Source organism: Nocardiopsis moroccensis, from assembly GCF_055763695.1.
On the sequence record NZ_CP199747.1, the window covers coordinates 4,258,866 to 4,275,634 of the forward strand.

Annotated in this window: 19 protein-coding genes and 1 pseudogene; 6 read left to right on the forward strand and 14 right to left on the reverse strand. The window is 71.4% G+C overall.

The features are described from left to right. Positions 1-85: 85 nt before the first annotated feature. Positions 86-628 carry a hypothetical protein gene (locus tag ACUKCB_RS18825; RefSeq protein WP_473036912.1) on the forward strand — a complete coding sequence of 181 codons (543 nt, stop codon included), beginning with the start codon at positions 86-88 and terminating at the stop codon, positions 626-628. Next, complete coding sequence (locus ACUKCB_RS18830; RefSeq protein WP_473036913.1) at positions 625-1,191, forward strand: ABC transporter permease; 567 nt, start codon at positions 625-627, stop codon at positions 1,189-1,191. The genes ACUKCB_RS18825 and ACUKCB_RS18830 overlap by 4 nt, the downstream gene beginning before the upstream one ends. Positions 1,192-1,312: 121 nt before the next feature. Here the strand turns inward: ACUKCB_RS18830 and ACUKCB_RS18835 are convergent, their stop codons facing one another. The 6 genes from ACUKCB_RS18835 to ACUKCB_RS18860 all read right to left on the reverse strand — a co-directional run bounded on the left by ACUKCB_RS18835 (position 1,313) and on the right by ACUKCB_RS18860 (position 5,483). Then, positions 1,313-1,618: a DUF1416 domain-containing protein gene (locus tag ACUKCB_RS18835; protein ID WP_191275302.1), complete on the reverse strand. Its 306-nt coding sequence runs from the start codon at positions 1,616-1,618 to the stop codon at positions 1,313-1,315. Further along, positions 1,615-2,460 (reverse strand): sulfurtransferase, encoded by an 846-nt coding sequence (locus ACUKCB_RS18840; RefSeq protein ID WP_191275304.1) that lies wholly within the window; start codon positions 2,458-2,460, stop codon positions 1,615-1,617. Before ACUKCB_RS18840 ends, ACUKCB_RS18835 begins: the two co-directional genes overlap by 4 nt. Positions 2,461-2,841: 381 nt before the next feature. Continuing rightward, a complete protein-coding gene (locus ACUKCB_RS18845) occupies positions 2,842-2,928 on the reverse strand; it encodes a putative leader peptide (protein ID WP_355267795.1) in 87 nt (28 codons plus the stop codon). A 149-nt stretch (positions 2,929-3,077) separates the two neighbouring features. Further along, on the reverse strand, positions 3,078-3,401 hold the full coding sequence (locus ACUKCB_RS18850) for a TlpA family protein disulfide reductase (RefSeq protein WP_473036914.1): 324 nt from the start codon (positions 3,399-3,401) through the stop codon (positions 3,078-3,080). Then, complete coding sequence (locus ACUKCB_RS18855; RefSeq protein ID WP_473036915.1) at positions 3,401-4,099, reverse strand: LmeA family phospholipid-binding protein; 699 nt, start codon at positions 4,097-4,099, stop codon at positions 3,401-3,403. Before ACUKCB_RS18855 ends, ACUKCB_RS18850 begins: the two co-directional genes overlap by 1 nt. A gap of 241 nt (positions 4,100-4,340) precedes the next feature. Further along, positions 4,341-5,483, reverse strand: a complete 1,143-nt coding sequence (locus ACUKCB_RS18860; protein WP_473041070.1) for a putative quinol monooxygenase — start codon at positions 5,481-5,483, stop codon at positions 4,341-4,343. A gap of 247 nt (positions 5,484-5,730) precedes the next feature. On the opposite strand from ACUKCB_RS18860, the gene ACUKCB_RS18865 reads away from it, so the two are divergent. Then, on the forward strand, positions 5,731-6,537 hold the full coding sequence (locus tag ACUKCB_RS18865; RefSeq protein ID WP_452540714.1) for an HAD family hydrolase: 807 nt from the start codon (positions 5,731-5,733) through the stop codon (positions 6,535-6,537). A gap of 76 nt (positions 6,538-6,613) precedes the next feature. Here the strand turns inward: ACUKCB_RS18865 and ACUKCB_RS18870 are convergent, their stop codons facing one another. From ACUKCB_RS18870 to ACUKCB_RS18890, 5 genes are all read right to left on the reverse strand, one after another. Then, positions 6,614-7,549 carry an NAD-dependent epimerase/dehydratase family protein gene (locus ACUKCB_RS18870; protein WP_473036916.1) on the reverse strand — a complete coding sequence of 312 codons (936 nt, stop codon included), beginning with the start codon at positions 7,547-7,549 and terminating at the stop codon, positions 6,614-6,616. 227 nt (positions 7,550-7,776) lie between these two features. Further along, positions 7,777-7,875, reverse strand: coding sequence for a 30S ribosomal protein bS22 (locus ACUKCB_RS18875; RefSeq protein WP_013155353.1), 99 nt, complete (start codon positions 7,873-7,875; stop codon positions 7,777-7,779). A gap of 219 nt (positions 7,876-8,094) precedes the next feature. Then, positions 8,095-8,730, reverse strand: a complete 636-nt coding sequence (locus ACUKCB_RS18880) for a histidine phosphatase family protein (RefSeq protein WP_473036917.1) — start codon at positions 8,728-8,730, stop codon at positions 8,095-8,097. A 54-nt stretch (positions 8,731-8,784) separates the two neighbouring features. Beyond that, positions 8,785-10,086, reverse strand: a complete 1,302-nt coding sequence (gene hemL / locus ACUKCB_RS18885; protein WP_473036918.1) for a glutamate-1-semialdehyde 2,1-aminomutase — start codon at positions 10,084-10,086, stop codon at positions 8,785-8,787. Between the two features lie 164 nt (positions 10,087-10,250). Further along, the gene (locus tag ACUKCB_RS18890; RefSeq protein WP_473036919.1) at positions 10,251-10,910 is read right to left on the reverse strand and encodes a phosphatase PAP2 family protein; all 660 of its coding nucleotides are present in this window, start codon (positions 10,908-10,910) and stop codon (positions 10,251-10,253) included. A gap of 298 nt (positions 10,911-11,208) precedes the next feature. On the opposite strand from ACUKCB_RS18890, the gene rraA reads away from it, so the two are divergent. The 3 genes and pseudogenes from rraA to ACUKCB_RS18905 form a co-directional block, all read left to right on the forward strand. Next, complete coding sequence (gene rraA / locus ACUKCB_RS18895; RefSeq protein ID WP_473036920.1) at positions 11,209-11,703, forward strand: ribonuclease E activity regulator RraA; 495 nt, start codon at positions 11,209-11,211, stop codon at positions 11,701-11,703. Positions 11,704-11,875: 172 nt separating this feature from the next. Further along, positions 11,876-13,033 carry a calcium/sodium antiporter gene (locus ACUKCB_RS18900; RefSeq protein ID WP_473036921.1) on the forward strand — a complete coding sequence of 386 codons (1,158 nt, stop codon included), beginning with the start codon at positions 11,876-11,878 and terminating at the stop codon, positions 13,031-13,033. An 82-nt stretch (positions 13,034-13,115) separates the two neighbouring features. Next, positions 13,116-13,253, forward strand: a pseudogene (locus ACUKCB_RS18905) (DNA-binding response regulator); the annotation flags it as partial. 18 nt (positions 13,254-13,271) lie between these two features. Here ACUKCB_RS18905 and ACUKCB_RS18910 read toward each other — a convergent pair. The 3 genes from ACUKCB_RS18910 to ACUKCB_RS18920 form a co-directional block, all read right to left on the reverse strand. Further along, positions 13,272-13,874: a bifunctional DNA primase/polymerase gene (locus ACUKCB_RS18910; RefSeq protein WP_473041071.1), complete on the reverse strand. Its 603-nt coding sequence runs from the start codon at positions 13,872-13,874 to the stop codon at positions 13,272-13,274. A gap of 136 nt (positions 13,875-14,010) precedes the next feature. Beyond that, positions 14,011-15,009 (reverse strand): porphobilinogen synthase, encoded by a 999-nt coding sequence (gene hemB, locus ACUKCB_RS18915; protein ID WP_473036922.1) that lies wholly within the window; start codon positions 15,007-15,009, stop codon positions 14,011-14,013. A gap of 41 nt (positions 15,010-15,050) precedes the next feature. Continuing rightward, the gene (locus ACUKCB_RS18920; protein ID WP_473036923.1) at positions 15,051-16,742 is read right to left on the reverse strand and encodes a bifunctional uroporphyrinogen-III C-methyltransferase/uroporphyrinogen-III synthase; all 1,692 of its coding nucleotides are present in this window, start codon (positions 16,740-16,742) and stop codon (positions 15,051-15,053) included. Positions 16,743-16,769 lie beyond the last annotated feature (27 nt).

The window sequence follows — 16,769 nt, forward strand, 5'->3', positions numbered from 1 at the left end:
GGAACCGAGGAACAACGAACCCGTCACTCCAGGGGAGTGAACCCCCATCTCGGAACCGATCCTCTCCTCAGAACTCCTGCACCACATGTTCTTGGTCGCCGCGTTCACGGTCCTCGTCGCCGCGGCAGTGTGCATGGCCCTGGGCTCCCGGTGGAACCGGCGGCACGACCGCCCGAACCGGAGGCAGCGGGAACTGGCCGCGCAGGCCCCTCCCGCGGCGGAGCGACGCCGGGTCGGGCCCTACGTCCGCTCCGGCGAGACCGCGCCCGACCCCGAGCGGGCCCGGCTGACGGTGGCCACGGCACGTGAGCTCCTGCGCGTGTGGGAGAACCCCTGGCTTCCGTACGGGCACGTCCTGTTCGTCTCGGCGATACTCCTCAACCTCGGCCAGATGGTCCTGGGCGGGCGCGTTCCCGCCGGTGTCCTGTACGCACTCCTGCTCCCGTTGACCGTCTTCGCGGTGTACCACCCCGTGAAACGGCGCCGGGACCTGCCGCCGGCCCGTAGGGCGATCGAGGCCAATGAGGCGCTCGCCGCCCAGGCCCCCGACCCGCCGCCCCGGAGCGACCGGGGCCCGTGCGCCGGGTCCGACAGGTCCGCGGCACCGGAGAAGGAGGGGCCGGGGTGAACTGGTCCGAGCTGGCCGAGACGGCCCTCGACGTGCTGCTGGCCACCGCTGCGACGGGGGTGTTCGTGTGCACGGTGGCGGACGTGGTCTGGAACCGGCTCCACGGGCACGCGCCGTTCCGGGTGGCGGGGGCCGCGAGGGGTTTCGGCGCCGGTCGGCACCTCGACGAACACCGACGCGAGGGGGTCGGTCCGCACATCGCGCAGCGCCACCGGCGCGCCGCACGCGTCATCCGGCGGGGAGAGCGGGCGCGTAGCCCCAGGACCGCCCTGTTGGTGTGCCACTGGGCCGCGCAGACCTACGAGGATTGGGAGAACCCCTGGGCGGCCTGGAACGTGGTGTTCCTCGCTCCGTTGTTCGCCGGGTTCCTCGCCCTGACCGACAGGCTCGCCCCGGAGACAGCACTCGTCCTGGCCGCGGGGCTCCTCCTGCCGGCCCTGGCCGTGCCGGTCCACCGGGTCCACGTGCTCGGGCGGAGTGCCCGGGCGATCGAGATCAACCTGGACCTGGCCGCCCGGTACGAGGCCCCCGAGGAGGAGACCCCGCCGTCCCGGGAGCGATGAGCCCCGCGGCCCCGAAGGCCCGGAGAAACGGCACGGCGCCGGTGCCGGACGGATCACTCCGTCGGCACCGGCGCCGGGTGCGCTCGGTGGTGTCAGCCCTCAGCGGCTCGACCCCGTGCGGTCAGGCCTGGACCTGGATGTCGATGACCTTGCCGACCTCGGCCGTGACCGGGTACTCGCCGGTGAAGCCCTTGGAGGCCAGCACTCGCACCTTCCAGGCACCGTCGGCCGCGAAGAAGCGGAAGGTGCCCTCGTCCCCGGTGGCGACCTCGCCGACGAAGTCGTCGGACTCGTTCAGCAGTCGGGCGTAGGCGCCGCGCAGGGGCTGACCGTCACGGGTCACCGTGCCCTGGATGACCGCCTGGTTGCCGGCGTCGACGTCGGCCAGGGCCACGCCGCCCTCGGGTGCTCCGCAGCTGTCGCTCACTTGGCCTCCGCCTCTCCGAGCTCGACCGGCACGCCCACCAGGGAGCCGTACTCGGTCCAGGAACCATCGTAGTTCTTCACGTTCTCCAGCCCGATGATCTCGTGCAGGGCGAACCAGGTGTGCGAGGAGCGCTCGCCGATACGGCAGTAGGCGATGATCTCCTTGTCGAGGTCCACCCCGGCCTCGGTGTAGAGCTCGCGCAGCTCGTCGGCGGTCTTGAAGGTGCCGTCCTCGTTGGCCGTCTTGGCCCACGGGATGTTGCGCGCGGTCGGGATGTGGCCCGGGCGCTGCGAGGTCTCCTGCGGCAGGTGCGCGGGGGCCAGCAGCTTGCCGGTGAACTCGTCGGGCGAGCGGACGTCGACCAGGTCCTTGGCGCCGATGGCGTCGACGACCTCGTCGCGGAAGGCACGGATCGAGGAGTCCTGCTCCTTGGCCCGGTACTCGGTGGCGGCCCGCTCCGGGACCTCCTCGACGAGCTCGCGGGAGTCGAGCTCCCACTTCTTGCGGCCGCCGTCCAGCAGGCGGACGTTCTCGTGGCCGTAGAGCTTGAAGTACCAGTAGGCGTAGGCGGCGAACCAGTTGTTGTTGCCGCCGTACAGGATGACCTGGTCGTCGTTGCCGATGCCCTTGGCGGACAGCAGCTTCTCGAAACCGGTCCGGTCGACGAAGTCCCGGCGGACCGGGTCCTGGAGGTCCGTCTTCCAGTCGATCTTGACGGCGCCGGGGATGTGGCCCTTGTCGTAGGCGGACGTGTCCTCGTCCACCTCGACCAGAACGACGTTGGCGTCGTCCAGGTGAGCCTCCACCCAGTCGGCGTCCACAAGGACGTCGGATCGGCTCATGGGGAACCTCCTGTGTTTGAAGTGCGGTGCGGTCGGTGCGTCGCGTTCCGGGAGGCGGTGCCCGGAAGCAGGGGTTTCAGGCGGCTTCCCCGGAAGAGGGCGGCAACCGTCCGGTCACCGTTCACCTCCGGCGCGGGGCCGGGCGGCGGGGGGAAGCACTACGCGTTGGGAAGGGCGGTCGCGGCGGCGATCCGTTCGGGCACGTGACCGGGCGTCCTCGGCGGTCTTCGGGGCGCGGACATCCAGGAGAACCGTCCGTTGGAGGTCGGAGGGCCGTTCGTGGGAGTCGGTGTCCCGGAGCCGTCGTCGGTCATCCGGTCGTGTGCTCGGAGAGGGTCCGGTCGCACGGCAGCGAGCGGGGGCCGAAAGGGCCCCTCCGCCCTAGGGACACGGACAGAGCGCGGCGGCGACGCGGCAGAAGTCCACCGCACGTCGCTTCGTCAGATACGCGCTCGTCAAGGAAGTCACGTCCCAGACGCTACAGGCCGGACCGTGCTCTTGTCACTGGTGGCCTGGATCACAAGACGGCTGTTTCACTCCGTGAGACGGCAGACCCGGCGCCACAGGCCCGGGCGCGGGCCCCGGCAGCGGCTCGCCCCGGCCCGCCGGTCCGCCGGTCAGAGCACCGCTTCACCGAGCGCCGCGATCACGTCGGCCTTGCGGGGTTGGCCCTGGGCGCGACGGACGACCCGGCCGGAGGCGTCGAGCACGAACACCGTGGGGGTCCCGAGGATCTCCAGGCTCCGCACCAGGTCGAGCCTGGACTCGGCGTCGATCTCCAGGTGCGCCACGCCCTCGACCATGTCCGCCACCTCCCCCAGGATGCGGCGGGTGGCCCGGCAGGGCTGGCAGAAGGCACTGGAGACCTGCACGAGGGTGGCCCTCGTGCCCAGCTCGGCGCCGAGCACGTCGGCGCCGAGCCGTTCGGCGTCCGGTTTCATCAGGCGGCCTCGGAACCCATCAGGGGGACGTCGTTGCCGGTACCGGTGACCTTGAGGCCGCTGGAGGTCGCCTCCATGTCCGTGACGGTCAGCCCGAAGGGCAGGCCGGGCACCTGGGCGCTGAAGGTCAGCATGCCCGCGACAGCGCCGCTGACGTCGATGGGGGCGTCGCCCACCTGGATGTCGACCGGGGTGACGGAGAGGTTGTCGCCGTCGACGGTGAACTCGCCGCCCGCGGAGACCGGGGCGCTGATGCCCAGCTCGGGGATGGCCAGCTCGCCGCTGATGCGGGGCTCGCCGTCCTGGGTGCTGATGGTCATGCCCTCGGGCAGGTGCGGATTGAAGTAGGCGTAGGGGACCACGAAGGAGCCGTCGACCCGGCCCGCGGTCACCGTGGGCTGGTCCATGAGTTCGCTCAGCGGCGCCTCGACGTCGGAGGCGGTCGCGTCGACCCTCTCGACCGTCACCCCGCTCATGGTCGCGCTGGCCGCCCGGATGTTGACCTCGGTGTAGGTCCCGCCGACCACCTGCGGGAGGAAGGCCCAGCCCTCGATGGACACCTCCGGTTCCTCGGACATCTCCATCTGCTGGGCCAGGCGCTCGGCCAGGGTGTTCTGCGCGAACGAACGCGCCCCGACGTCAGCCGCCACCACCAGCACGGCGAGAAGGATCAGGAGGACGACAAGAAATTTACGCATCGGAATCCCAGCACACTTTCTTTCGCTCCGGCGCGCCTGTCGGCTGGGTCATCCGGCCGGTCTCGGTCACACGCCAACGGCACCCGACGGGTGCCGGTCATGAAAAACCCGTAGGGAAGGTTACTTCACCCTGGATGGGACGCAGGCTGCCCGGAATCGGTTGCGCCCGCGGGGCGCGCCCCGGCGGTGGCGGCGCAGGCCCCGGTCCGCGCCGGGGGTTCGTGCGCCACGGAACCGCTGCTCAGCGGGGCATCAGCATGGCGGCGAGGCCGTCGTTGGCCGCGGCACCGGAGAGGGAGAGCTCGATCACGTTGGTGGCCACCACGTGCCTGGACAGCAGGCGGGTGAACTCCATGGTGTGCGGCTGCCGCTCGTGCTCCTCCTGGGCGAGCTCGTCCCGGTAGATCGCGTAGACGATGCGCTGGAGGGGCGCGCTCGGCACGGTGTGCGCGGCGAACAGCAGGGTGTCCGGCTCACGCTTGGCGACCTCCGCGACGACGGCGTTGGCGAGCTGGTCGAACCCGTCCCCCTGCCCCTCGCCGAGCGTGTAGATCGTGATGACGCCGCGCAGCTTGGCGGGCGGAGCCGTGGGCGCGTCCCCGTAGAGGTCGTCGTAGGGGTCGGCGTTGCGGCGCTTGCGGCGCACGGGCTGCTCCTGGGGTTCGTCGTCGAGTTCGTCGTCTTCGTCGTCGTACTCGTCGTCGTAGTAGTCGTCATCGTCGTAGAGGTCGCGACGCGGCCTGGCCGCCAACGCCCCGGCGCCCCAGAGGGAGGAGACCGCGCCGAGCATCAGCAGCGGGCCGAGGGCGCCCAGCCCCGCGCGGCCGACCACGACGGACAGGAGCACGGTGAGGACGAGCAGGCCCAGCACCGCCAGGTCGGTCGTGCCCGGACCACGAGTCCCGCGCCGCAGGACGGCGACGAACACGAGGACGAGAAGGAGTGCGGCGAAGCCCTGCGCACCGTTCACCAGCGCGCGGGGGATCAGGTCGTAGTGCGCGCCCAGCGGCGGGAAGGCGGCGTCGAACCGGCCGCTGATGCGGTCGACGCTCAGCACCACGAGGGGGACGATGGTCAGGGCGCTCATGAACAGGCGCACGGTGAAGCGGCCGTTCGGCGAACGGACGGCGTACTCGAAGGCGCCCCAGGCCACGAAGAGCGGACCTATCAGGCTGATACCGATGTGCAGCAGCCGGAAGGTCAGTTCCCCGAAGTCGAACAGCACACCGATCACCGCGGCGCTGAGTCCGACGGTGACGCCCAGGGCGGCGACCAGCCAAGCGATCGCGGCGACACTGGGGCGGCGCTGGGCATACGCGGTCAGCGCGGCGGTGGCGCTCCAGCCCACCAACGCGCTTATGAATGTCAGTCCTACCGTGACCATCTCGACAATGATGCTGCACGCCGACGGGTGGATATGCACAGCGTGCACTTTTGACGGGACAGTCTCAGGGAAGATCCCGCAGAGTGGAGGCCAAACCCGGGTTCGACACTGTGATCTTCCTCACCCACCCTGACGCTGTCGTACAGCGACCCCACCGGACCCACGGGTGGTCGTAGGCTGCAGTACGCGGGGAGCGCCACCCCGGACACCGGAGGGCCGCCTCCCCCACCCAAGCCAGGAGAGAACCGTGTCACACGACGCCGTTTCCCCGAAGCCGGTCGGCCCCGGAGCCGCTTTCTTCGACGTGGACAACACACTGATGCGCGGCGCGTCGATCTACCACTTCGCCCGCGGGCTGGCCTCACGCGACCTGTTCACCACCCGTGACCTGATGCGGTTCGCCTGGGGTCAGACGGTGTTCCGGGTGACCGGCAGCGAACAGCCCGAGCACATCAACGCCGCGCGTGAGGCGGCGCTGGCCTTCGTGGCCGGGCACGACGTGGACGACCTGGTCAACCTGTGCGAGGAGATCTACGACGACACCATGGCCAGCCGGATCTGGGAGGGCACCCGCGCACTCGTGCAGGGACACCTGGACGCCGGACGGCCGGTGTGGCTGGTCACCGCCACCCCGGTGGAGCTGGCGGAGATCATCCGCCGGAAGCTGGGGCTCACCGGCGCGCTGGGGACCGAGGCGGAGAGCATCGACGGGGTGTACACGGGCCGGCTCAACGGCGACCTGCTGCACGGCCCGGCCAAGGCCGTGGCGGTGCGCGCGCTGGCGCGGAAGGAAGGCTGGGACCTGGGGGCCTGCTCGGCCTACAGCGACTCCTCGAACGACCTCCCGCTGCTCTCCCAGGTCGGTGACCCGCACGCGGTCAACCCGGACGGGGACCTGCGCCGGTACGCGCGCGCCCACGAGTGGCCGGTCCACGACTTCCGCAGGCACCGGGCGGCACTGAAGGTGGCCCTGCCCGCCGCCGTGGCGGGCGCCGTCGCCGGGGCCGTGGCGATGCGCGCGGTCAGGCACCGCAGAGCCCTCAGCACGCACTGACGGAGCTCTGGCCGGCGAGGCCGACAATGTCCCGGCGCGGGGGTTTTCGGCCCCCTGTGCGCCCCAGAGGCGCCGCCTAGCGGCCGAGTGTGGCGCGGGCCAGGGCGAAGACGTGGACCGGGCGCAGCCCGGCACCGCGAGGAGAGCCGCCGCGGCTGTGCGCGTAGGCCTCGAACGCCTCGACCGAACTGTAGGAGGGCGCCCAGTCCAGGGCGCTGCAGAGCGGTTCCGGGTCCAGTCTGGAGGCGGTCAGGCCGGCGCCCGCCGCACGGGCGGCGCTGGAGCTGGCGTAGTCGATCCGACCGTGCTTGGCCACACCGCGCAGCACCCTGAGGCCGCGTGCCGGGACCGGCAACCGCTGGCCGCCGATGCGGCGCAGGCAGTGCGAGAGCGGGACGGCGTCGGCCGCTGAGACGTCGAAGGAGCCGGTCCGGTCGCTGAGTGCCATCCGCACCAGCGCCTCGGCACCGTCGTCCTCGTGCAGGAACTGCACGCGCGGGTCGCGGCCCATGACGGTGGGCACGACCCGGGAGTCCATGTAACGGGTGAGGGGGGTGTCCACGGACGGTCCGATGAGGTTGGCGAACCTGAGGACGACCACGGACAGGTCCGGGCGGCGGCGCTGGAGGCCCTGGGTGTGCCGTTCGACCTCAGCCGCGTCGTCGGCGTCCAGGGTCGCGCTGGAGCGCACCACCAGGCGCCGGACCGTGGAGGAGCGCTGGGCGGCGCCCAGGACCCTCATGGTGCCCAGGAGGTCGTCCTCCCGGTTGGGGCCCTTCAGTGTGTCCAGGCCCAGATGCAGGACCAGTTCGGCGCCGGACTCGGCGACGATCCGGTCCAGGCTGCCGTCATGCAGGTCGACGTGCTGGTACTCGACCCCCGTGGTCCCGCTCGGTGGCGGGGCGGAGTCCGCGCCGATCACCCGGTGCACACCGGGCTCCTTGCCGAGGGTCTGGGCGACCCCGGCGGCGAGGGGGCTGGACACCCCGGTGACGAGTACGACACGAGCCATGGCGACACGTTCCTTGGAAGGAGACGGTGGTTGTCCGGTAGGCCCGCGGACCGTTCACCCGCATGGGGTGAACCGGCTACCGCGACCCGTGAAACACAACAGTGGTTCACCCAGAAAATTCCGTTGCTCCGGCGGCTGCCGGGCAGGGAAAGTGAAGTATCTCCGCGCCCGGGGCGTGCCTTGGCCCGCCCTCGCCCGCGGAGAGACGACGTACGCCGCGAACGGTCCTACTTCTTGTTGCGACGCGCGACACGCGTGCGCTTGAGCAGCTTGCGGTGCTTCTTCTTCGCCATCCGCTTACGGCGCTTCTTGATGACGGAACCCATGGGATCACCTTCTCGCTGACGAGTGAGTACGGACATGCCGAACCACCGGTGACGAACACCTGCTGGTTCGGATGCGGTTGCTGGGCTCGCTCGGGCACACGCGCGCACGACGCGGGTGGCCGGTGCGACCGGGGCGGACCCCGGGGAGGACGACGCTCGCAAGACGCACGTCTACCGCACCCGTGGCCCAAGCTTACCGCTACGGGCAACCGGAGCGGGTCACGCCCCGGGAAGCGACGGACCGCCACCGTAGAGCACGGCGGCCGGTTCCGCGTAGCTGACGCTGACCAGCTTCTGATCGGTGAAGGTCAGCGACGTAACGCTGGCCAGGTTACATTCGCGCTGGTCGGGACGGTGCCACAGGCGCTTGCTCTCGGCCGCGCGACGGGCCGTCCAGATCGGCAGCTGGTGGCTGACGCACACGGCCTCACGGCCCCAGGCAGCCCGGCGAACGGCCTTGATGACCGCGACCATTCGGTTGACGATCTCCTGATAGGGCTCGCCCCAGGACGGTTTGAAGGGGTTGTAGAGCCGTCTCAGGACCTGGGGGTCGCGCGCGGACCTCGCGGACAGCGCCATTCCCTCGAACTTGTTGTCCGACTCGATGAGCCGGTCGTCCAGGGTCACCGGAAGGTCGAACGCCTTCTGGAGCGGGACAGCGGTCTCCTGGGTGCGGTCCAGCGGCGAGGAGAACAGGGCCGCGATGTCGTGCCCCTCGAACCAGTCGGCGGCCATCTCCGCCATCTGCTGGCCCCGGTCACTCAGGTGGTAGCCGGGGAGCCGTCCGTAGAGAACTCTCTCCGGGTTGTACACCTCGCCGTGCCGGAGCAGGTGAACGACGGTGGTCGTGGTCATCGTGACAGCTTTCTGGCTGGAGTCCGGGCTTTCTCTCGGGGCTCGGGCATCGGATCAGCCCCGGTCCTGGGCACGCGCCGCGGCCCGTGCGGCCGCGGGCAGAGCCGCGACCACCCTGTCGACGGCGGCTTCGTCGTGCGCCGAGGAGAAGAACCAGGCCTCGAAGGCGGCGGGCGGCAGGTAGACGCCCTGTTCGAGCATGGCGTGGAAGAACGCGGCGAACACCTCGGTGTCCGTGGTGCGGGCACTGTCGAAGTCGGTCGCCTCCCGATCGGTGAAGAAGACCGTGAACAGGTTGCCGCCGCCCTGGAGGCGGTGGGTCACGCCCTCGGCGCTGAGCGCCTTGGCGACCTCGTCCTGCACACGGACGGAGACCTGGTCGATGTGCGCGTAGACCTCGGGGGTGGCGCCGCGCAGGGTGGCCAGACCGGCCGCCGTGGCCAGCGGGTTCCCGGACAGGGTGCCCGCCTGGTAGACGGGGCCGTCCGGGGCGAGGCGGTCCATGATCTCGGCGCGGCCGCCGAAAGCCGCGGCGGGCAGCCCGCCACCCATGACCTTGCCGAAGGTCATGAGGTCGGGGGCCACGCCCTCCAGGCCGTACCAGCCGGAGGCGCTGACCCGGAAACCGGTGAGGACCTCGTCGAGGATCAGCAGGGCGCCGTTGGCGTGCGCGATCTCCTTGAGCCGGGCGTTGAACCCGGCCTTGGGCGGGACGACGCCCATGTTCGCGGGACAGGCCTCCGCGATGACGCAAGCGATGTCGTCACCGTGCTCGGCGAAGGCGCGCTCCACGGCCTCGGGGTCGTTGTAGGGCAGCACCAGGGTGTCGGCCGCACTGGCCCCGGTGACGCCCGGGGAGTCCGGCAGGGCGAACGTGGCCAGGCCGGAACCGGCGGCGGCCAGGAGCGCGTCGACGTGGCCGTGGTAGTTGCCGGCGAACTTGACGATCTTGCTCCGCCCGGTGAACCCGCGGGCGAGGCGGATCGCGGACATGGTGGCCTCGGTCCCGGAGTTGACCAGACGGACCTTCTCCACCGGGGTGCGCTCGACGATCAGCTCGGCGAGTTCGACCTCGCCGGGGGTCGGAGCACCGTAGGAGGTTCCCGCCGCGACGGCGCCGTGCAGGGCCTCCACCACGGAGGGCTCCGCGTGGCCGAGGATGAGCGGTCCCCAGGAGCAGACGAGGTCGACGTACTGCCGACCCTCGGAGTCCGTGAGGTAGGGCCCCTCGCCCTTGACGAAGAACGGCGGGGTGCCGCCGACGGCCCCGAACGCGCGCACGGGCGAGTTCACACCGCCCGGAACGACGGCGGACGCCCGCTGGAAGAGCTCTGCTGAAGTCTGTTGAGTACCCACCTCACCAGTGTGTCAGCTGTCCCCGCCACCGTGACCGTGACCCGCCCCGCATTCGCTCCGACCAGCGCACGGGGCCTCGCCCCGCCGAGCGGCGGCTCGGCGGGGCGAGGCGGTCCGGTCCCGGACCGGCAGCACCGGAGGACGGGGTTCAGGGGTCCCGGGGGTCAGGCGCTGCTGTGGGCCTTCTCGCGGATCTGTTCGATCTCGGGGCCGGGGGCCGCCTGGGCGCGGAGCAGGGGTCGGAGGCGGTCGTTCTCGGCCAGCCGGTCGACGAGGAAGGTCATCGGCCGGGCTGCCAGCAGACAGACCAGGGTGGCGACGGCGGCGCCGACCAGGAGTCCGACGGTGACGTCATGCGGGTAGTGGACGCCGACGAGGACCCGGGAGAAGGCCTCCAGGAGGGCGAAGAGGACCGCGGCCACGGCGAAGCGGCGCCAGGCGATGATGACGGCGGCGGCCGCGGCTCCGGCGACGGCGGCGTGGTTGCTGGGGAAGGACCAGTCGCCGACGGGGTCGCAGGTGGCGATGGTGCTCAGGTCGGTCATGGCCTGGCATGGCCGCAACTGTTGGAAGAACGACTTGACCGTCACGCTGGCGAAGTAGGCGATGACGGTGGCGGCCGGAGCCAGGAGCGCCAGACCGACCAGGCGGGAACCGGCGGATCGGGCACGCCACCAGGCCATGAGGAAGAGAAGCGCGAAGACGCCGAGGAACAGGTCGGTGCCCCACTCGGCGGCGGTCTGCGCCCAGGGGTCGAGTCCGTCGGCGAATTCGATCACCGCACGTGACCAGGCGGCGCTGATGGCGAAGATCTCGGAGACCATCTCTCTCCATTGGGGTCGTACGGGGAGAAGGGTCGCTCGGACAGCAGGGGGAGGGCTGGGCGACGCCCCGGTGACGGGACTCCCACGAATGAATGACGGGAAGGTCCTTATCCTGTCATCTGTCGGAGCCCGGGAAGGGCGCGAAAGCGCGATCCCGACCAAAGAGACGGGGACCCTCGACCAAAGAGACACGCGGCCCCGCTCGGAAGCCATCGTTCTACCAACAAGTAACTTTGGCCTGGTCCACCCGTTCCCTCCGCAGGGCCCCTCCGGGCCCTCCTCACAGACCGGAGCTGTCATGGCCACGAACTTCACCACGGCGGACCTGATCGACGACCACGGCGACACCCTGCGCAGCTGCTCCACGCAGTTCCGGCAGTACGGAGGGCGCGAAGTGTTCTCCGGGCCGATCCGCACCGTCCGCTGCCACGAGGACAACGGGCTGGTCAAGCAGCTCCTCAACTCCCCCGGCGAGGGTGCCGTCCTGGTCGTGGACGGCAACGGGTCCCCGCGCAGCGCATTGATGGGCGACATGATCGCCGAAGCCGCGGTGCGCAACGGCTGGGCCGGAGTGGTCATCAACGGCGCGGTCCGCGACACCGTCGCCCTGGGGCAGCTGGAACTCGGGGTGAAGGCCCTCGGCTCCAACCCCCGCAAGTCCCTCAAGGACGGCGCCGGCCGCCAGGACGTCCCGGTCACCTTCGGCGACGTCACCTTCGTCCCGGGCGAGTGGCTCTACAGCGACCACGACGGCGTCGTCGTCAACACCACGGAGATCCCGACCGGGCCCTGAGCACCGGTCCACACGGCGCCCGACGCCCCGGAGGTGAACGGCGGGGGCGGACGCTTCCCCCGCCGTTCACCTTTCCAGCCGTCCCATGACGGGTCCGGCAGGGGCGGGACCCGCGGCCGACGTACATGCCGGACGCGATGTAGCAGCACAGCGACACGATCGAAGGGTTCGCGTGAACGTACTGGTGATCCTCGCTCTGGTGGCGGGATTCGTTCTGTTGGTGGCCGGAGGTGAGTCACTCGTCCGCGGAGCGGGTTCGCTGGCGCGGACCCTGGGGATGTCCTCGCTGGTCGTGGGTCTAACCGTGGTGTCATTCACGACCTCGGCCCCGGAGCTGGCGGTCAGCACCGACGCCGCGCTCTCGGGGTATCCGGGGCTGGCCGTGGGCAACGTCGTGGGCAGCAACATCGCCAACATCCTGCTGGTGCTCGGGGCGTCGGCGGTGTTCGCCCCCCTGGCGGTCAACTCCCAGGTCGTCCGCGCCGACACCCCGGTGATGGCGGCGCTGTCGGTGGCGGTGCTCCTGATGGCCCTGGACGGAAACCTGGGCCGGTTCGAGGGTGCTCTGCTGTTCGCGATCCTGCTGGTCTACATCACCGTGACGGTGCTCGTCTCCCGGCGGCGGTCGGTGCCCGGTCCGGTCTCCGTCCGGGTGGGCGCCGACAGCTCCGGCCCGGGTACGGGCGGGCCGTTCCGGGCCGCCCCGAAGACGAAGTCGGTCCTGCGCGACCTGGTGCTCGTGGTCCTGGGCGCGGGCCTGCTGGTGGCGGGGGCACGGCTGCTGGTCTACGGGGCCGGCGCGATCGCCACGGCGCTGGGGGTGAGCGACCTGCTGATCGGACTGACCGTGGTGGCGGTCGGTACGTCCCTGCCCGAACTGGTGACCTGCGTCGTCGCGGTCATGCGGGGCGAACGCGACATGGCGGTGGGCAACATCGTGGGCAGCAACGTGTTCAACATCGGCGCGGTCCTGGGAATCACCGCCATGGTGTCCCCCATGGGGATCGCCGTCGCCCCGGCGGCCCTGCGCTTCGACCTGCCGATCATGGTGGCGGTGGCACTCGTGCTGCTGCCCATAGCCGTGACCAAGCTGGGCGTGGCCCGTTGGGAGGGCGCGCTGCTCGTCGGCTTCTACGCGGCCTACATCACCTACCTCGTCGTGCAGGCCACCGACCACGCGTTCCTGGAGCCCTTCAGCGCCGCGATGCTGTGGTTCGTCATCCCGATCACCGCGGTGTGGCTGGTGGCGGTGATGGTCTACGAACTGAGCGCCCACCGCCGCGAAGGCAAACCCGAGACCGCCGTGTCCTCCCGCGACGGTTCTCCCTGACCCCTGAGGGTGCCTGACCGCAAGGCGCCCCACGTGCCGGGGCGCTCACCCGGTCCACACGGGTCCGGAAGCCGACCCGGCCGCCACCAACCGGGAGATCGCCCGCGCGCCGTTCGTCACCGAGGGCACGGCCAAGAACCACGTCACCAGCATCCTGCGCCAACTGGACCTGAGGGACCACACCCGGCCGGCCCCGTGGGTCAACGAACGCGGGAGCTGAGAAACCCGGAGGCGGCCCTCAGACGGCGAACTCCTCGCTGGCGTCGCTGAGGATGTCCAGGACCGCGATGGGGTCGGGGAGCACCACCGCCCCCTCGACGTCGCGCGGGGTCCGGATCCAGGTGACGTGCCCGCCGGAGGGCAGGGCGGAGGGCGCACCGAGGACGAAGCTGTCCCGGCAGTGCCAGCGCAGGCCGGGCATCTCCTCGACGGCCTCGGGGACGCAGTCCAGGTGGCAGGACCACCACTCGTCCTCGTCCATCGGGGAGCGGGTGGCGACGAAGAACAGGTAACGCGAGTCCAGGGAGGCGACCGGGCCCGCCGGAATCCCCGCGCGTCCCATCCTGGCCAGGGCCATCACACCGGCCTCGCGGGGTACGTCCAGGACGTCGAAGACCCGGCCGGTGGGAAGCACGATGTTGGTCTGCGGGCTCGCCGTCCACCACCGGCGGATCGTCTCCGCGTCGGTGCTGGCCTCCACCCCCCAGGCAGCGGTGACCGGATGGGCGGCCGGGTCGGGGCAGCCCATCCGGTCGCACGTACACGCCCGGTCGCCGCCCGGGGCCGCTCCCCGGACCACGGGCCAGCCCAGACCCGCGTAGCGCAGCGCCGACTCCAGCATGCTGTCCGTAGCGTGGCGTCGTTTCCGTCGGTACAGCACGTCGGCCATCAAGACTCCCCGGTCGTCATCGGTGCGGGCGCGGCCGGCCGGTTGGCCCAGCGCCCGGCGGCCGCGACCGGGACGGGGCCTGGTCGCGTCAGCGAAGCAGTCGGGCCGCCTCGGTGGCCCAGTACGTGAGGATCTGTTCGGCCCCCGCGCGCCGGTAGGAGGTCAGGGTCTCCAGAATCGCCCGCTCCCGGTCCAGCCACCCCTTCTCGGCCGCCGCCTCGATCATCGCGTACTCACCGCTCACCTGGTAGGCCGACACGGGTACGGGGGAGGACTCGGCGACCTTGGCGACCACGTCGAGATAGGCCAGACCCGGTTTGACCATGACCATGTCGGCGCCCTCGGCCACGTCCAGGGCCACCTCGCGCAGGGACTCGCGGACGTTGGCCGGGTCCTGCTGGTAGCCGGACCGGTCACCGAACTGGGGCGCGCCCTCGGCCGCCTCGCGGAAGGGGCCATAGAACACGGAGGCGTACTTGGCCGCGTAGGCCAGGATCGGCACGTGCGGGAACCCCGCCCGGTCCAGAGCCGCGCGGATCGCCCCGACCTGGCCGTCCATCATGCCGCTGGGCGCGACCACGGCGGCTCCGGCCTCGGCCTGGGCGACGGCCACGGACGCGTACCGCTCCAGGGTGAGGTCGTTGTCGACGTGCCCGCTCTCCTCCAGCGGCCCGCAGTGGCCGTGGTCGGTGTACTCGCACAGGCACAGGTCGGCCATCACCACGATGTCGTCGCCGACCTCGGCGGACAACTCGCGCAGGGCCACCTGGACGACCCCGTCCGGGTCGTCGGCCTGCGACCCCACGCCGTCCTTGTGTTCGGGGATCCCGAACAGCATCAGTCCGCCGACCCCCGCCTCGACCGCCTCACGGGCGGCCTTGCGCAGGCTCTCCCGGGTGTGCTGTACCTGGCCGGGCATCGAGGAGATCGCCACCGGCTCGGTGAGCCCCTCCTTGACGAACAGCGGCAGGATGAGGTTCTCCGGGAGCACCCGCGTCTGCGCGACCAGACGGCGCAGCGCCGGCCCTCGGCGCAGGCGGCGCGGCCGGGCGACGGGGAACTCGGCGTCGTGTCTGGCAGCGGTCATCTCGGGGCTCCCGGGTGGTCGGGGTGTTCGGGGTGGTCGGGTCAGAGCTTGCGGCGGCGGCCGCGGCGCTTCTGGCTGGGCTTGAGGACGGGCTTGCCCGCCTCGATCGCCTCCTTGCGCTTGGCCGCACCGTACTCCGAAAGCGCCTCGGCGAGGGCGGAAACCGAGGCTTTCGGTGCCACGACGTCGACGCGCAGGCCGAACTCGATCGCGGTCTTCTCGGTCTCCGGGCCGATCACGGCGATGGCGGTGGTGTTGTGCGGCTTGCCCGCGATCCCCACCAGGTTGCGCACCGTGGACGAGGACGTGAAGAGCACGGCGTCGAAGCCGCCGCCCTTGATCGCCTCGCGGACCGGCTGGGGCGGGGGCGCGGCGCGCACGGTGCGGTAGGCCGTGACGTCGTCGATCTCCCAGCCCAGGTCGGTGAGCCCGGCGGCCAGGGTCTCGGTGGCGATGTCGGCGCGCGGCAGCAGGACCCGCTCGATGGGGTCGATCTCGGCGTCGTAGGGCGGCCAGACCTCCACCAGCCCCTTGCTGGACTGGACGTCCTCCGGGGGCTCCAGGTCGGGCTGGATACCGAAGTCCCGCACGGCCCGCGCGGTGGCCTCACCGACCACGGCGACCTTGACCCCGGCGAAGGCCCGGGCGTCCAGGCCGTAGGACTCCAGGCGCTCGCGGATGGCGCGGACGGCGTTCACGGAGGTGAAGGCGACCCACTGGTAGCGGCCGGTCACCAGGCCGCGAACGGCGCGCTCCATCTGCTGCGGGGTGCGCGGCGGTTCCACCGAGATGGTGGGCACCTCCTCGGGCACCGCGCCGTAGCCCCGCAACTGGTCGGAGAGGGCGGCGGCCTGCTCCTTGGTGCGGGGCACCAGGACGCGCCAGCCGAACAGCGGCCGGGTCTCGTACCAGGAGAGTTCGGGCTGGCGGGCCACCGGAGCCCCGACGATCATCGTCGCGGGCGCCGTGACGTGGTGGTTCTTCGCGTCGGTGGACTTGAGTTCGGCGACCAGGCGGGCCAGCGTCGAGGTGACGGTGGTCTGCTTGGTGGTACCTCCGGCCCGCACCACCGCCACGGGGGTGGTGGCGGGGCGTCCGCCCGCGACGAGGGTCTTGCACACCACGTCGAGCCCGGGCCCCTGGTGCTCGGGGGCCTCCCCCGCGGGGGCGTCCGCGCCCAGGATGACCAGGGGTGCGTCGCTGGCGGCGGCCTCCTGCCAGTCGACCTGGGCGTCTCCGTGGGGGCGGGCGTGCAGGACGCGCACCTCGGCCTGGCCGTCGGCGAGCAGGGAGATGCCGCCGAAGGTCGGGACGGAGGTGATCGAGGAGACGCCCGGGGCGACCTCGACCTCCACCCCGGCCTCCTTGCAGGCGGCGACCAGTTCGGCGCCGCGGCAGCCGAAGAAGGGGTCCCCCGAGTACAGGCGCACGACGCGCTGCCCGTCGCGGGCGCGGGTGACGGCGAGGGTGTTGATGTCCCCGCCGCACTCGGCGGCCTCCACCACGGTGACGTCCGGCGAGCAGTGGGAGAGCAGTTCCTGGCGGAAACCGGCGAGTTCCTCGGCGGCGGGCTCGCGCAGGGTGATGACCACGTCGGCGCGGCGCAGCAGCTCGGCGCCGCGCAGGGTCAGCAGGTCGGCCCCGCCCGGACCGGAACCGACCAGGGCGACGTGACCGGGAACGCGCGCGCGGCGACGCGGTTCCTCCGGCTGGGGGCTGGCGTTGGCGTTCACGTACTGGCTCCTCGTGTGTGGGTCGCC

What these genes read in the sequence shown, in the direction of transcription:
- ACUKCB_RS18825 (WP_473036912.1), top strand. Translation starts at nt 86, where the DNA reads ATGTTCTTGGTCGCCGCGTTCACGGTCCTCGTCGCCGCGGCAGTGTGC.
- ACUKCB_RS18880 (WP_473036917.1), bottom strand. Translation starts at nt 8,730, where the DNA reads ATGACCACGACCACCGTCGTTCACCTGCTCCGGCACGGCGAGGTGTAC.
- ACUKCB_RS18855 (WP_473036915.1), bottom strand. Translation starts at nt 4,099, where the DNA reads ATGCGTAAATTTCTTGTCGTCCTCCTGATCCTTCTCGCCGTGCTGGTG.
- ACUKCB_RS18860 (WP_473041070.1), bottom strand. Translation starts at nt 5,483, where the DNA reads ATGGTCACGGTAGGACTGACATTCATAAGCGCGTTGGTGGGCTGGAGC.
- ACUKCB_RS18870 (WP_473036916.1), bottom strand. Translation starts at nt 7,549, where the DNA reads ATGGCTCGTGTCGTACTCGTCACCGGGGTGTCCAGCCCCCTCGCCGCC.
- ACUKCB_RS18840 (WP_191275304.1), bottom strand. Translation starts at nt 2,460, where the DNA reads ATGAGCCGATCCGACGTCCTTGTGGACGCCGACTGGGTGGAGGCTCAC.
- ACUKCB_RS18890 (WP_473036919.1), bottom strand. Translation starts at nt 10,910, where the DNA reads ATGGTCTCCGAGATCTTCGCCATCAGCGCCGCCTGGTCACGTGCGGTG.
- ACUKCB_RS18850 (WP_473036914.1), bottom strand. Translation starts at nt 3,401, where the DNA reads ATGAAACCGGACGCCGAACGGCTCGGCGCCGACGTGCTCGGCGCCGAG.
- ACUKCB_RS18875 (WP_013155353.1), bottom strand. Translation starts at nt 7,875, where the DNA reads ATGGGTTCCGTCATCAAGAAGCGCCGTAAGCGGATGGCGAAGAAGAAG.
- rraA (WP_473036920.1), top strand. Translation starts at nt 11,209, where the DNA reads ATGGCCACGAACTTCACCACGGCGGACCTGATCGACGACCACGGCGAC.
- ACUKCB_RS18910 (WP_473041071.1), bottom strand. Translation starts at nt 13,874, where the DNA reads ATGCTGGAGTCGGCGCTGCGCTACGCGGGTCTGGGCTGGCCCGTGGTC.
- hemB (WP_473036922.1), bottom strand. Translation starts at nt 15,009, where the DNA reads ATGACCGCTGCCAGACACGACGCCGAGTTCCCCGTCGCCCGGCCGCGC.